Raw genomic sequence first — 14,700 nt, forward strand, 5'->3', positions numbered from 1 at the left:
GACCTACGTGCCGTTCATCTCGCTGGGGCTGCCGAACTGGCTGGGCATGAACTGACGCTTAGCGCGTAAAAACGAGAGCCCGGCCATAGTGCCGGGCTTCTTCGTTATGGCGATGCGCATCCGGTTCGTGCCGCCGCCCGCGATAACGGGTAACCTTGTATCAAGTCGTGACTTGTGGGTCATGGATCGCGTCACCATAGGCACCCGAATAGCCGTCATGGCGCCTTTCCGTCGAGAAATGCGCGCCTCGCCTCGATCCGCTGACCCGGTATGCGCCTGTTCCGCATGCCGATCTAATTAGTTGAAGGAGTGTCCGCGTGAAGTCTCGTTTGCCTGTGATCGTCGGTTTCGGTGGCTACAATGCCGCCGGCCGCAGCTCCTTCCACCACGGTTTCCGCCGCACGGTGATCGAATCGCTGGACGAACAGGCACGCCGCGAAACCCTCATCGGTCTGGCCGTGATGACCAAGCTGGTACGCGTGGTCGACGGCGCCTATCAGAGCCAAGACGGCGAGCCATTGTCCGGCGTGGAGATCGAGCGCCGCTATGCCGAGCAGGTACTGGCCTCCACCCTGGTGCGCCGCATCGAGAAACAGCACCTCGACCCCGACGCCGCCCACTGGCACAAGAGCATCGCCCTGAACGGCGAAGGCGGCAGCCTGACCTTCATCAGTACCCGCAAACAGCTGCCCGAGCCACTGCCAGCCAACTGGTCGGTCGACGAGCTCGATGGCAACGAGGTGCGCGTCACCCTGCACGACACCTGTGAATTCAAGGTCGACAGCTACCGCGCCCTGCCGGTGAAATCCGCGGGCCAGCTGCCAACCGGCTTCGAGCCGGGCGAACTGTACAACTCGCGCTTCCATCCCCGCGGCCTGCAGATGGCCGTGGTCGGCGTCACCGACGCCCTGCGCGCCACCGGCCTGCCCTGGCAGACCATCGTCGACCAGGTAGCGCCGGACGAAATCGCGGTATTCGCCGGCAGCATCATGAGCCAGCTCGACGAAAACGGCTTCGGCGGCCTGATGCAGTCGCGCCTCAAGGGCCATCGCGTCAGCTCCAAGCAACTGGCCCTGGGCCTGAACACCATGCCCGCTGACTTCATCAACGCCTATGTGCTGGGCAGCGTCGGCACCACCGGCAGCATCACCGGCGCCTGTGCCACGTTCCTCTACAACCTGCAGAAAGGCATCGAGCAGATCAATGCCGGCACCGCGCGGGTAGTGATCGTCGGCAACAGCGAGGCGCCGATCAACGCCGAGTGCATCGAGGGCTATGGCGCTATGGGCGCACTGGCCACCGAAGACGGCCTGCGCCTGATCGAAGGCAAGACCGACACGGCCCAGGGTGACGTCGACTTCCGTCGCGCCAGCCGCCCGTTCGGCGACAACTGCGGCTTCACCCTGTCGGAAGCCTGCCAGTTCGTGGTGTTGATGGACGATGAGCTGGCCCTGCAACTGGGTGCCGACATCCACGGCGCCGCCACCGATGTGTTCATCAACGCCGACGGCTTCAAGAAATCCATTTCCGCGCCCGGCCCAGGCAACTACCTGACCGTCGCCAAGGCCGTGGCCAGCGCCGTGCAGCTACTGGGTGTCGATGCCGTGCGTCAGCGCAGCTTCGTACATGCCCACGGTTCAAGCACCCCGGCCAACCGGGTCACCGAGTCCGAACTGCTGGATCGCGTAGCAGCGGCTTTCGCCATCGACAGCTGGCCGGTGGCCGCGGTCAAGGCGTTCGTCGGCCATTCCCTGGCAACCGCCAGTGGCGACCAGGTGATCTCCGCGCTGGGCACCTTCAAGTACGGCATCATTCCTGGCATCAAGACCATCGATGAAGTGGCTGCGGACGTGCACCAGCAGCACCTGAGCATCAGCAACGTGGACCGTCACGACCAGCGCATGGACGTGTGCTTCATCAACTCCAAGGGTTTTGGCGGCAACAACGCCAGCGCCGTGGTACTCGCCCCCCACGTGGTCGAGCGCATGCTGCGCAAGCGTCATGGCGAAGCGGCGTTCAGCGCCTACCAGCAGCGTCGCGAGCAGACCCGCGTGAATGCCCGTGCCTACGACGAGCAGGCAATGAAGGGCCAGCTGGATATCATCTACAACTTCGGCAACGACCTGATCGACGACACGCAGATCGATATCGGCAGCGAGCAGATCAAGGTACCGGGCTTCGCCCAGCCGCTGGTGTTCAAGCAGGATGATCGCTACCGCGACATGCTCGACTGAGGCATAAGCCACCATCCCCGCAGGAGCGTCGCCCCCGGCGCGAACGATTGTGGCCATGCCGCGATTTTCGCGCCGGCCAGACGATTCGCCGCGAGGTCGCGGCTCCTACACGAAGCACATCGCCACAACCCCGCAGGAGCGTCGCCCCCGGCGCGAACGGTTGTGGCCATGCCGCGCTTTTCGCGCTGGCCAAATGGCGGTTGCCGGGGTTGCGCTAATTAGCTGGGGTGAGCCGCTTGGCTTGCTCGACCAGCACCGCGCGCCACTCGACGTCAGCTGGCAACGCCAGGAAGAAGGGGTTGAGCAGCGACTCCTTCGCCTCATAGCGCAGCGGCTCGCCCTGCAGCGTCAGCACCACACCACCCGCCCCCTCCAGCACGCCCTGCGCCGCAGCGGTGTCCCACTGCGAAGTGGGTGCCAGGCGCGGATAGAAGTCGGCGCTGCCTTCGGCCAGTTGGCAAAACTTCAGCGAACTGCCGACGCTGACTCGCTCGATATCGCCAAAACGCGCAACCAGCGCAGCCAGCAATTGCTCCTGCAAGGCGCTGCCATGCCGGCGGCTGGCAACCACGGTCAGACCACTGGCCGGGGTTTCTCGTACGACGATCGCCTGCGGCTCCTCACCCGGCTCAGCGCGCCAGGCGCCCAGGCCGCTGCCGCCGTAATAAACAACGCCCGAGGCAGGAATGCCGACCACCCCGAACACCACCTGCCCACCCTCGATCAACGCCACGTTGACGGTGAACTCCTCGCTGTCGGCGATGAATTCCTTGGTGCCATCCAGTGGATCGACCAGCCACCAGCGCGCCCAGAGAGCACGTTCACTCAGGGCAATATCGGCATCCTCTTCGGACAGCACGGGAATGCTCGCATCCAGCGCCTGCAGGCCATCGGCGAGGATGCGATGGGCGGCCAGATCGGCGGCGGTCACTGGCGAGGAATCGGCCTTCTCGACCACCTGAACACCCTGGCGCCAGAACGGCAGAATGGCGGCCCCCGCCTGCTGCACCAGCGCCAGCACGGCAGGCAGTAACGGATGGCTCATCGGCTCAGTTCCCCACGCTGCTCCAGCAGATCGCGCACCAGATACAGGGCTGCCAGAGCGCGGCCTTCGCTGAACTGCGGATGCTGAATCAGGGCGGACAGCTCACGCAGACTGACTTTATCCACGCGCAATGGCTCCGGTTCGTCGCCGGGCAGCGTTTGTGGATACAGGTCGCGGGCCAGTACCACCTGGATCTTCTGGCTCATGTAGCCGGGAGACAGGCTCAGCTCGGTCAGATGCTCCAGCTTGCGGGCCCCGAAACCGGCCTCTTCCTGCAATTCTCGATTGGCAGCATCGAGTACATCCTCGTCCGGCTCGATCAATCCTTTGGGCAGGGAGATTTCGTAGTCGCCAGTGCCGCCGCAATATTCTTCGACCAGCAGGACGTGCTCGTCATCCACCATGGCCACGATCATCACCGCACCGTGCCCGGTGCCTCGCCCGACCAGCCGTTCATATGTGCGCTCGGCACCGTTGCTGAAGCGCAACTGGATTTCCTCGACACGGAACAGGCGGCTGCTGGCGACGATTTCTCGGGCGATGACGGTGGGCTTCTGACGCATGGGTGAGTCCTGCTGCTGGGCTGACCGGAACGGTTATCATACCGCGCCTGCCTGGATTGTCTGCGCTCTAAAAGCGCGCACTGACGACCAGCAAGCACCGTTCGCCCATTTCTACCTTAGAGAGCTGCCCCGCCATGAACCTGCCCTGGTCCGAGATCGACACCGTACTGCTGGACATGGACGGCACCCTGCTCGATCTGCATTTCGACAATCACTTCTGGCTCGAGCACCTGCCGCAGCGTTATGCCGAGCACCATGGCGTCAGCCGTGCCCTGGCCGATGCCGAGCTGCAGCCGTTGTTCGTCAAGCACGCCGGCCAGCTGAACTGGTACTGCACGGACTTCTGGAGCCGCGAACTGAACCTGTCGATCCGTGACCTCAAGCGTGAGGTCGCCGACCTGATCGCCCTGCGCCCGGACGCCGACACCTTTCTCGCCGCCATCCGCCAGGCCGGCAAACAGGTGGTGATGATCACCAACGCCCACCGCGACTCGCTGTCCCTGAAGCTGGAACGCATCGAACTGGCGCCCTACTTCGACCGCCTGATCAGCTCCCATGATTACGGTTTCCCCAAGGAGGACGCGCAGTTCTGGTTCGCCCTCCAGCAGGACCTGCCCTTCGATCCGGCGCGCAGCCTGTTCATCGACGATAACGTGCCGATCCTGCGCAGCGCCCAACGCTTCGGCGTGAAGCACTTGCTGGCGGTCCTCGAGCCGGATAGCCGCAAGGGCGTGAAGGACACCGAAGAGTTCGAGGCCGTGCGGGATTACCGGGCGCTACTGAACGGGCTGAGCGGCTGGTGAGTGGCGATAGCAGCCTTTCGTAGTCGGGGGACAATTGGTGGGCTAAAGCCCACCCTACGGCTAGATGCGCGGCTGTAGGGTGGGCTTCAGCCCACCAAACCGAAGGTCCGCTATCGCCTTATTCCTGCCCCTTATCCCATCTCACACCATACCGGTCGCCTGCGCACCAAAAGGCTTCAGCGCGGCTCCGCTACGGTGCAGGAATAGTCCTAACCCCCCCCCTTATAAAATAAAATTAATAAAAATCAGTTAGTTAAAAACTGGCACCGCTCTTGCTCTAGTAATTCCAACTTGGATACAAGATGGAATCTCAGAGCATGTCCAACGCCTCCTTCGCTTTTACCCTCGCCGACTGGCAACAGGCTTACCGTGATGCCGCGCAACCAGCGGAACTGCTGCGTGACCTGCTCGCGCAACTGAGCCGTGACGACAACGCCTGGATCTGCCTGGCCAGCGCTGCCCAGCTCGACGCCCAGTTGAGCCATCTGCAGGCCCTGCTCGACAAGGCTGAAGGCCAGCAGGACAAGCTGCCGCTGTACGGCGTGCCGTTCGCCATCAAGGACAACATCGACGCCGCAGGCTGGTCCACCACCGCCGCCTGCCCCGAATTCGCCTATGACGCCGAGGCCGATGCCACCGTGGTAGCGCGCCTGCGCGCCGCCGGGGCCATCCTTATCGGCAAGACCAATCTCGATCAGTTCGCTACCGGTCTGGTCGGCACCCGCTCGCCCCACGGCGCGGTCGCCAACTGCTTCAATCCGCAGTACGTCAGCGGCGGTTCCAGCTCCGGCTCGGCCAGCGTGGTCGCACGCGGCCTGGTGCCGTTCTCCCTGGGTACCGATACGGCCGGCTCGGGCCGAGTGCCAGCGGGCTTCAACAATATCGTCGGGCTCAAGCCGACCAAGGGCTGGCTACCGAATACCGGCCTGGTACCGGCGTGCCGTACCGTGGATTGCATCTCGGTGTTCGCCCTCACGGTCGGTGACGCCGAAACCGTCGCCTGCCTCGCGGGCGGTTACGACGCCGAGGACGGCTACTCGCGCCGCAACCCCAACAGCGCCCCTGTCGGCATGAAGTCCGCACCGACCTTCGCCGTGCCGGACAGCCTGGAGTTCTTTGGCGATACCCAGACCCAGGCCGTGTTCGAGCAGGCGCTGGAGCAACTGAAAAGCCTTGGTGTGACCCTCAAGACCATCGACTTCAGCGCCTTCCGTGAGCTCGCCGAGCAGCTGTATTACGGCCCATGGGTCGCCGAGCGCACCGTCGCAGTAGAAGGCGTGGCAGCGGAGCACCTCGATCCGGTGGTACGCGGCATCGTCGATAGCGGCCACCAGTACAGCGCCTGCGACGCCTACAAGGCCGAGTACCTGCGCGCCGAACTGAGCCGCAGGATCAATGACACGCTGGCAGGTTTCGACGCGCTGGTGGTGCCGACGTCTCCGACCATTCGCAGCCTCGACGAAATGCGTCAGGAGCCGGTGCTGTTCAACAGCCAGTTCGGCACCTACACCAACTTCACCAACCTCGCCGACCTTTCTGCTCTGGCACTGCCCGCCGGCCTGCGCGACGACGGCTTGCCCGCCGGCATCACCCTGCTCGCCCCCGCCTGGCATGATCTGGCCCTGGCGGCCTTCGGCAAGCGCTGGCAGGCCAGCGTGGAGCTGCCACTCGGCGCCACCGGTCGCACGCTGCCGCCACAAACCCCGGCCACGGCTGTGCCTGTCGGCAGCGTGCGAGTCGCCGTGGTAGGCGCACACCTGACAGGTATGCCGCTGAACTTCCAGCTGACCACCCGCAACGCGGTGCTGGTCGAGCAGACCCTGACCTCGCCGGACTATCGCCTCTACGCCCTGGCCGGCACCGTGCCGCCCAAACCCGGCCTGGCGCGCAGCAGCGACGGCACCTCGATCATCGTCGAGCTGTGGGACATCCCCCTGGCGCGCTTCGGCGAATTCGTCGCCGAAATCCCCGCGCCGCTGGGTATCGGCAACCTGACCCTGGCGGACGGGCGCAGCGTGAAGGGTTTCATCTGCGAGCCCTGGGCGCTGGCCGATGCCCGAGACATCACCAGTTTCGGTGGCTGGCGCGCCTTTATCGCCAGCACCAAGAAGTGAGCAGTGCCCTCTCCAGCAAAGGAGAGGGAGCGACTAACGACCTGCCGCCGAATCTGCCTGGAGAAACAAACCGATGTTCCATACCGTACTGATCGCCAACCGTGGCGAGATCGCCGTCCGCGCCATCCGCACCCTCAAGCGTCTCGGCGTGAAGAGCGTGGCGGTGTACTCGGACGCCGACCGCAATGCCCAGCATGTACGTGATGCCGACGTGGCCGTGGCGCTGGGCGGTGACAAGGCTGCCGACAGCTACCTGCGTATCGACAAGATTCTCGCTGCCGCCAAGGAAACTGGCGCCCAGGCGATCTATCCCGGTTATGGCTTCCTCTCGGAAAGCGCCGAATTCGCCGAGGCCTGTGAAAACGCGGGCATCGCCTTCGTCGGCCCGACGCCGACGCAGATCCGCGAGTTCGGCCTCAAGCACCGGGCTCGCGAGCTGGCCGCCGACGCGCAGGTGCCGATGGCGCCCGGCACCGGCCTGCTGCAGAGCCTCGACGAAGCCCTGGCGGCCGCCGAAGGCATCGGCTACCCGGTGATGCTCAAGACCACCGCGGGCGGCGGCGGTATCGGCCTGACCCGCTGCGCCGACGCCGTGGCCCTGGCCAGCGCCTATGACGGTGTCAAGCGCATGGGCGAGCAGTTCTTCAGTGATTCGGGGGTATTCCTCGAGCGCTTCGTCGACCAGGCGCGTCATGTCGAAGTGCAGATATTCGGTGATGGCAAAGGCCGCGTGGCAGCCCTGGGAGAGCGCGACTGCTCGCTGCAGCGGCGCAACCAGAAGGTGGTCGAGGAAACCCCGGCACCGAACCTGCCGCAAGCCACCCGCGAGCGCCTGCATGCCGCTGCTGTCGAGCTGGGCGAGTCGGTGAGCTACCGCAGTGCCGGCACCGTGGAGTTCATCTACGACGCCGCTCGCGACGATTTCTACTTTCTCGAAGTGAACACCCGCCTGCAGGTCGAGCACCCGGTGACCGAGATGGTCACCGGCCTGGATCTCATCGAGTGCATGCTGCGCGTGGCCGCAGGCGACGAGCTGGACTGGGTCGCTCTGAGCCGCGCCCCGCAAGGTGCGGCCATCGAAGTGCGCATCTATGCCGAAGACCCGCTGAAGAACTTCCAGCCCAGCCCGGGCGTGCTGACCGACGTGCACTTCCCGGACGACGTCCGTGTCGATGGCTGGGTCAGTACCGGTAGCGAAGTGTCGGCCTTCTACGACCCGATGATCGCCAAACTGATCGTCCACGCCGCCACGCGCGACGAGGCCATTGCCAAGCTACAGAAAGCGCTGGGCGAAACCCGTCTGCACGGTATCGCCAGCAACCTCGACTACCTGCGCCAGGTAGTTGCCGAGCCGCGCTTCCACGCCGCACAGATCTGGACCCGCCTGCTCGACACCTTCAGCTACGCGGCGCAGGTGGTCGAAGTGCTGGAGCCCGACACTTACAGCAGCGTGCAGGATTTCCCCGGTCGCCTCGGCTACTGGGACATCGGCGTGCCGCCATCCGGGCCGATGGACGACTACGCGTTCCGCCTGGCCAACCGCATCGTCGGCAACCACCAGAGCGCTGCCGGGCTGGAGTTCACCCTGCAGGGCCCGAGCCTGCGCTTCCACAGCGATGCGCTGATCGCCCTGGCCGGTGCTGACTGCCCGGCCGAGCTGGATGGTGAGAGCGTGCCCTATTGGGCGCCAATCGCCATCAAGGCAGGTCAAGTGCTCAAGCTCGGCCGCGCGCAAAGTGGCTGCCGTACTTACCTCGCCGTGCGCGGCGGCTTCGATGTGCCCGTGTATCTGGGCAGCCGCTCGACCTTCGCCCTCGGCCAATTCGGCGGCCATGCCGGGCGCACCCTGCGCACCGCCGACATGCTGGCCATCTCCCAGGATTTGCCCGCCTGCACCACGCCGGCGCCGGTCAGCGAGCCCCAGGCGCTGGATACCAGCCTGATTCCCGAGTACGGCACGACCTGGAACATCGGTGTGCTCTATGGCCCCCACGGTGCGCCGGACTTCTTCACGCCCGAAGCGATCGAGCAGTTCTTCGCCGCCGACTGGCAGGTGCACTACAACTCCAACCGCCTGGGCGTGCGCCTCTCCGGGCCGAAGCCGAGCTGGACCCGCGCCGACGGCGGCGAAGCCGGCCTGCATCCGTCCAACGTGCATGACTGCGAATACGCCATCGGCGCGATCAACTTCACCGGCGACTTCCCGGTGATTCTCACCAAGGACGGCCCGAGCCTGGGCGGCTTCGTCTGCCCGGTGACCATCGCCAAGGCCGAGCTGTGGAAAGTCGGCCAGGTCAAGCCAGGCGACACCCTGCGTTTTCATCCGATCAGCTTCGAGCAGGCTCAGGCGCTGGAGCAGGCGCAACTGGGCAGCCTCGAACGGCTCAGCGCGGTCAGCGCCGTACAGCTGCCGGCGCCTAGCCTGCAGCCGGGCGACACCGTGTCGGCCACCGTGCTGGCTGAGCTGCCAGCCGATGGCAGCCGCCCACGCGCGGTCTACCGCCAGGCTGGCGATGCCTACATCCTGCTCGAATACGGCGACAACGTGCTCGACCTGGCGCTGCGTCTGCGTGTGCACCTGCTGATGGAAGCGCTCAAGGCAGCACCGCTCGCGGGCCTCGAAGAGCTGGCGCCGGGTGTGCGCTCACTGCAACTGCGTTACGACAGCCGCGTGCTGCATCAACAGGCGCTGCTCGATCACCTGCTGCGCCTCGAGCGCGAGCTGGGTGATGTCAGCACGCTCAAGGTGCCGACCCGCATCGTTCACCTGCCGATGGCCTTCGAAGACAGCGCCATCCTCGCTGCCGTCACCCGTTACAGCGAGACCGTGCGCAGCCAGGCCCCGTGGCTGCCGAACAACGTCGACTTCATCCAACGCGCCAATGGCCTGGCCACCCGCGAGGACGTGCGCGATATCCTCTTCGAGGCCAGCTACCTGATCCTCGGCCTCGGCGACGTCTACCTCGACGCGCCCTGCGCCGTGCCGCTCGACCCGCGCCACCGACTGCTCAGTTCCAAGTACAACCCGGCACGTACCTACACCGCCGAAGGCACCGTGGGTATCGGCGGCATGTACATGTGCATCTACGGCATGGACTCGCCCGGCGGCTACCAGCTGGTCGGCCGTACCCTGCCGATCTGGAACAAGTTCGTGAAGAACCCACAGTTCGCCAACGGCCAGCCGTGGCTGCTGCACTTCTTCGATCAGGTGCGTTTCTACCCGGTCAGCGAAGCCGAGCTGGATGAATTCCGCGACGCCTTCCGTGAAGGCCGCGCGCAAATCCGTATCGAGCAGAGCACCTTCGATTTCGCCGAATACCAGCGCTTCCTGGCCGACAACGCCAGCAGCATCGCCAGCTTCCAGCAACTGCAGAAGCAGGCCTTCGACGCCGAAGTGCAGCTGTGGCGCGACGACGACGCCGACAGCCACGCCGCGCCCGTTGCCAGCAGCGAGGAGGACGAAGCCGTCGATGGTCAGGTGGTCAGCGCCGACATGTGCGGCAGCGTCTGGAAGGTGCTGGTCGAGCCTGGCCAGTATGTCGAAGCCGGTACGCCGTTGCTGGTGGTCGAGGCGATGAAGATGGAGCTGGCCGTGCTCGCGCCGGCAGCGGGAACTGTCAAGGCCGTGCGCTGCCAGCCGGGCAAGGCGGTCACCCCGGGCGACGTGCTGCTGATCCTCGACCCGAGCGAGGCGGCCTGACATGCAACTGGTCGACCCGATCAAGCGCGGCAAGGAGCGTCCGGAGAACCTCGCAGAGCGTATCTACGGGCAGCTCAAGGACGACATTTCCGAGTTCCGCCTGCTGCCGGGCGATCGTTTCAGCGAAGGTGAGGTGGCCGAGCGCATGGCCGCCAGCCGCACACCGGTGCGCCAGGCGCTCTATCGCCTGGAGCGCGAGGGTTACCTGGAGGTGTATTTCCGCAGCGGCTGGCAGGTCAAACCGTTCGACTTCCATCATTTCGAAGAGCTCTACGACGTGCGCATCGTGCTCGAGCTGGCGGCGGTTCGGCGCCTGTGCGACCGCCCGGCGGGTGAAACGCCAGAACAATTGGAAGAACTGCGCCACATCTGGACGGCACCGCCCGAGCAACGCCCGCCAGAAGGCCGCGAAGTGTCGCTGCTCGACGAACGCTTCCACTGCCAGCTGGTGGAGGCCACCGGCAACCGCGAGATGGCTCGCCTGCACCGCGAAATCAGCGAAAAAATTCGCATCGTCCGTCGCCTGGACTTCACCAAAACGCCTCGGGTGGAAGCCACCTACGAGGAGCACGCACGCATCCTCGGCGCGATCCTGTCGCGTCGTTGCGAAGAAGCACAGCTGTTGCTGAAGACCCACATAGAGGTCAGCAAGGCGGAAGTGCGCAAGATCACCCTGCACATGCTGCACAACGCCCGCGAGCGGGCCGTACAGGCGCAGGGCTGATGTGGTGTCCCTTGATCCACTGCCAACAACATAAAACTCGTCAGTCAATGGAGATCGTCCTATGCAACGTCGCAGCCTGATCAAGGCCTTCACCCTTTCCGCGTCCATCGTCGCCATGGGCCTGAGCTGGAGCATCCAGGCCGCCGAGACCATCAAGGTCGGCGTCCTGCACTCGCTGTCCGGCACCATGGCCATTTCGGAAACCTCGCTCAAAGACATGGCGCTGATGACCATCGACGAGATCAACGCCAAGGGCGGTGTGCTCGGCAAGCAGCTCGAAGCGGTGGTGGTCGACCCGGCCTCCAACTGGCCTCTGTTCGCCGAGCGTGGCCGTCAGTTGCTGACCCAGGACAAGGTCGCGGTGACTTTCGGCTGCTGGACGTCGGTATCGCGTAAATCGGTGCTGCCGGTCTATGAAGAACTCAATGGCCTGCTGTTCTACCCCGTGCAGTACGAAGGCGAAGAAATGTCGCCGAACGTGTTCTACACTGGCGCAGCGCCGAACCAGCAGGCGATCCCGGCGGTGGAGTACCTGCTCAGCGAAGACGGCGGCGCCGCCAAGCGTTTCTTCCTGCTCGGCACCGATTACGTCTACCCGCGCACCACCAACAAGATCCTGCGCGCCTTCCTGCACAGCAAGGGCGTTCAGGACAAGGACATCGAAGAGGTCTACACGCCGTTCGGCCACAGCGATTACCAGACCATCGTCGCCAACATCAAGAAGTTCTCCGCCGGCGGCAAGACCGCGGTGGTTTCCACCGTCAACGGTGACTCCAACGTGCCGTTCTACAAGGAACTGGCCAACCAGGGCATCGAAGCCACCGACGTACCGGTGGTGGCCTTCTCGGTAGGTGAAGAAGAACTGCGCGGTATCGACACCAAGCCGCTGGTCGGCCACCTGGCCGCATGGAACTACTTCCAGTCGGTGGAGAACCCGGTCAACGAGAAATTCGTCGCCGACTGGAAAGCCTACGCCAAGGCCAAGAAGCTGCCGAACGCCGACACCGTGGTCACCAACGACCCGATGGAAGCCACCTACGTGGGCATCCACATGTGGGCCCAGGCCGTCGAAAAGGCCGGTACCACCGACGTCGACAAGGTGCGTGCCGCCATGGCCGGCCAGGAGTTCGCCGCACCGAGCGGCTTCACCCTGAAGATGGACGAGAAGAATCACCACCTGCACAAGCCGGTGATGATCGGCGAAGTCCAGGACGACGGTCAGTTCTCCGTGGTCTGGGAAACCGACGGCCCGGTTCGCGCCCAGCCGTGGAGCCCTTACATCGAAGGCAACGACAAGAAAAGCGACACCCCGGTGAAGTCGAACTGATCCGACGCGTCAGCTATCAGTAGGAGCCAGCTTGCTGGCGATCGATCTTCAGAGCGACTCACTACTCAAGAGCGATCGCTGGCAAGCCAGCTCCTACGTTCCCCGGTTTTATCGGGCAACCTAGGACATCCCCATGCACAACACCTTTGTCCGACTATTTCTAGGCCTGCTGCTCCTGCTGCCGTTCGTCGCTCAGGCGGGCGAGGCCGACGATTTCGTCGCCGCCAGCCCGGCACAGCAGGCAAAGCTGCTGGAAAGTTGGGCCGCCATGCCCGACCCGAAGCGCCAGCCGCTGCTCGATGCACTGCAGCAGGGCCGCGTGGCTGCGGATAGCGAAAAGACCGCGTTCATCGAAACCAGAGACGGCTACCAGGCTGCCGAGGGTGAAGCATCCCCTGTGGACAACCCGCGCAAATTGCGCCTGAACAATCGCCTGCGTGGCCTGATCGCCAACGCCCAGGCCAGCCATCAGTTGCTTGCCGAAGAGCCGGCACAGCGGCTGAGTGCTGCAGTGCAGTTGCAGAAGAGCGCCCAGCCGGCACAGTTGCCCCTGCTCGCCCAGACGCTGGACCGCGAGGACGACGACGTGATTCGCGACGCCCTGACCCTGGCCCTGGCCAACCTGCAACTGGTCGACGCCAACCCTGCGGTGCGCCTCGCTGCCGTGCGCCTGCTCGGTGAAACCGGCGAGCCGCTGGCCCGTACCCGCCTGGAAAATCTGCTGGAGCCCGGCGTGGAAAGCGACGCAGCCGTGCGCACCGCCGCCGAAACCAGCCTGGCTCAGGTCAAGCGCAAGCTGCTGATCGGCGAGCTGCTCGGCCAGGCATTCAGTGGCATGAGCCTGGGATCGATTCTGTTGCTCGCCGCGCTTGGGCTGGCCATCACCTTCGGCCTGCTCGGGGTGATCAACATGGCCCACGGCGAGATGCTGATGCTCGGTGCCTATTCCACCTACATGGTGCAGATCCTCTTCCAGCGCTTCGCTCCCGAAGCCCTGGCGCTTTACCCGCTGGTGGCACTGCCGGTGGCTTTCTGCGTGACCGCCATCATCGGCATGGCGCTGGAGCGCACGGTGATTCGTCACCTCTACGGCCGGCCACTGGAAACCCTGCTCGCCACCTGGGGCATCAGCCTGATCCTGATCCAGCTGGTGCGCGTGCTGTTCGGTGCGCAGAACGTCGAGGTGGCTAACCCCTACTGGCTGTCCGGCGGCATCCAGGTGCTGCCCAACCTGGTGCTGCCGTACAACCGCATCGTGATCATCGGCTTCGCCCTGGCCGTGGTGGTGCTGACCTGGTTGCTGCTGAACAAGACCCGCCTGGGGCTCAACGTGCGCGCCGTCACCCAGAACCGCAACATGGCCGCCTGCTGCGGCGTACCCACCGGCCGAGTGGACATGATGGCCTTCGGTCTCGGCTCGGGTATCGCCGGCCTGGGCGGCGTGGCCCTCAGCCAGATCGGCAACGTCGGCCCGGATCTCGGCCAGAGCTACATCATCGATTCCTTCCTGGTGGTGGTACTCGGTGGCGTCGGCCAACTGGCCGGCAGCGTCATGGCGGCCTTCGGCCTGGGCATCGCCAACAAGATCCTGGAACCACAGATCGGCGCCGTGCTCGGCAAGATCCTCATCCTCGCGCTGATCATTCTGTTCATTCAGAAACGTCCGCAAGGCTTGTTCGCCCTGAAAGGGAGGGTGATCGATTGAGCACCATGACCTTCTGCACCGTGGCAGCTGGCCATGCCAGCGACTGCGTCACCACCATCGTTCGCGCGCATGGCGCGCTCCTACAGGCCGGCAGCACGCACTTGAACAACCCACCGCGCCCTGTGGGAGCTGGCCATGTCAGCGGCTGCATCCCCACCATCGTTCGCGCGCATGGCGCGCTCCCACAGGTCGGCAGCACGCACTTGGACAACCCGCCGCGCCCTGAGGGCGCTGGCCATGTCAGCGGCTGCATCCCCAACATCGTTCGCGCGCATGGCGCGCTCCCACAGGCTGGCAGCACTTACTTGAACAACCCGGCGCGCCCAGTGGCAGCTGGCCAAGCCAGCGACTGCGTCACCGCCATCGTTCGCGCGCATGGCGCGCTCCCACAGGCTGGCAGCACTTACTTGAACAACCCGGCGCGCCCTGAGGGAGCTGGCCATGCCAGCGACTGCGTCACCGCCATCGTTCGCGCGCATGGCGCG

The 14,700-nt window shown here is 64.9% G+C and carries 11 protein-coding genes; 8 read left to right on the forward strand and 3 right to left on the reverse strand.

Annotated features, from left to right (window positions below; all coding sequences use genetic code 11):
• Nucleotides 1-3: 3 nt before the first annotated feature.
• The gene (locus QRN22_RS24510) at nucleotides 4-183 is read right to left on the reverse strand and encodes a hypothetical protein (protein ID WP_197077036.1); all 180 of its coding nucleotides are present in this window, start codon (nucleotides 181-183) and stop codon (nucleotides 4-6) included.
• Between the two features lie 134 nt (nucleotides 184-317).
• Here QRN22_RS24510 and QRN22_RS24515 point away from each other — a divergent pair, with 134 nt between their 5' ends.
• Nucleotides 318-2,234, forward strand: a complete 1,917-nt coding sequence (locus tag QRN22_RS24515) for a beta-ketoacyl synthase (RefSeq protein ID WP_042555076.1) — start codon at nucleotides 318-320, stop codon at nucleotides 2,232-2,234.
• Nucleotides 2,235-2,448: 214 nt separating this feature from the next.
• Here QRN22_RS24515 and cysQ read toward each other — a convergent pair whose 3' ends face one another.
• Together cysQ and nudE are read right to left on the reverse strand one after the other, a co-directional pair.
• Nucleotides 2,449-3,279, reverse strand: coding sequence for a 3'(2'),5'-bisphosphate nucleotidase CysQ (gene cysQ, locus QRN22_RS24520; RefSeq protein WP_042555075.1), 831 nt, complete (start codon nucleotides 3,277-3,279; stop codon nucleotides 2,449-2,451).
• Nucleotides 3,276-3,842, reverse strand: a complete 567-nt coding sequence (gene nudE, locus QRN22_RS24525) for an ADP compounds hydrolase NudE (RefSeq protein ID WP_042555074.1) — start codon at nucleotides 3,840-3,842, stop codon at nucleotides 3,276-3,278. Before nudE ends, cysQ begins: the two co-directional genes overlap by 4 nt.
• A 134-nt stretch (nucleotides 3,843-3,976) precedes the next feature.
• Here nudE and yrfG point away from each other — a divergent pair, with 134 nt between their 5' ends.
• The 7 genes from yrfG to QRN22_RS24560 form a co-directional block, all read left to right on the forward strand.
• On the forward strand, nucleotides 3,977-4,645 hold the full coding sequence (yrfG, locus tag QRN22_RS24530; protein WP_042555073.1) for a GMP/IMP nucleotidase: 669 nt from the start codon (nucleotides 3,977-3,979) through the stop codon (nucleotides 4,643-4,645).
• Nucleotides 4,646-4,962: 317 nt separating this feature from the next.
• The gene (gene atzF / locus QRN22_RS24535; protein WP_231570197.1) at nucleotides 4,963-6,759 is read left to right on the forward strand and encodes an allophanate hydrolase; all 1,797 of its coding nucleotides are present in this window, start codon (nucleotides 4,963-4,965) and stop codon (nucleotides 6,757-6,759) included.
• Nucleotides 6,760-6,832: 73 nt separating this feature from the next.
• Nucleotides 6,833-10,459 (forward strand): urea carboxylase, encoded by a 3,627-nt coding sequence (gene uca / locus QRN22_RS24540; RefSeq protein WP_042555071.1) that lies wholly within the window; start codon nucleotides 6,833-6,835, stop codon nucleotides 10,457-10,459.
• A 1-nt stretch (nucleotide 10,460) separates the two neighbouring features.
• Nucleotides 10,461-11,183, forward strand: coding sequence for a GntR family transcriptional regulator (locus QRN22_RS24545; RefSeq protein ID WP_042555070.1), 723 nt, complete (start codon nucleotides 10,461-10,463; stop codon nucleotides 11,181-11,183).
• A 61-nt stretch (nucleotides 11,184-11,244) separates the two neighbouring features.
• Entirely contained in the window at nucleotides 11,245-12,510 is a 1,266-nt protein-coding gene (urtA, locus tag QRN22_RS24550) for an urea ABC transporter substrate-binding protein (protein ID WP_042555069.1), read from the forward strand.
• 133 nt (nucleotides 12,511-12,643) lie between these two features.
• A complete protein-coding gene (gene urtB, locus QRN22_RS24555) occupies nucleotides 12,644-14,215 on the forward strand; it encodes an urea ABC transporter permease subunit UrtB (RefSeq protein ID WP_042555068.1) in 1,572 nt (523 codons plus the stop codon).
• On the forward strand, nucleotides 14,212-14,700 hold a 489-nt coding region (locus QRN22_RS24560; protein ID WP_285404331.1), incomplete at its 3' end, for a hypothetical protein. The genes urtB and QRN22_RS24560, both read left to right, overlap by 4 nt.

Origin of the sequence: Pseudomonas sp. MEJ086, from assembly GCF_030209025.1 — a bacterium.
Classification (GTDB): Bacteria; Pseudomonadota; Gammaproteobacteria; order Pseudomonadales; family Pseudomonadaceae; genus Aquipseudomonas; species Aquipseudomonas fulva_A.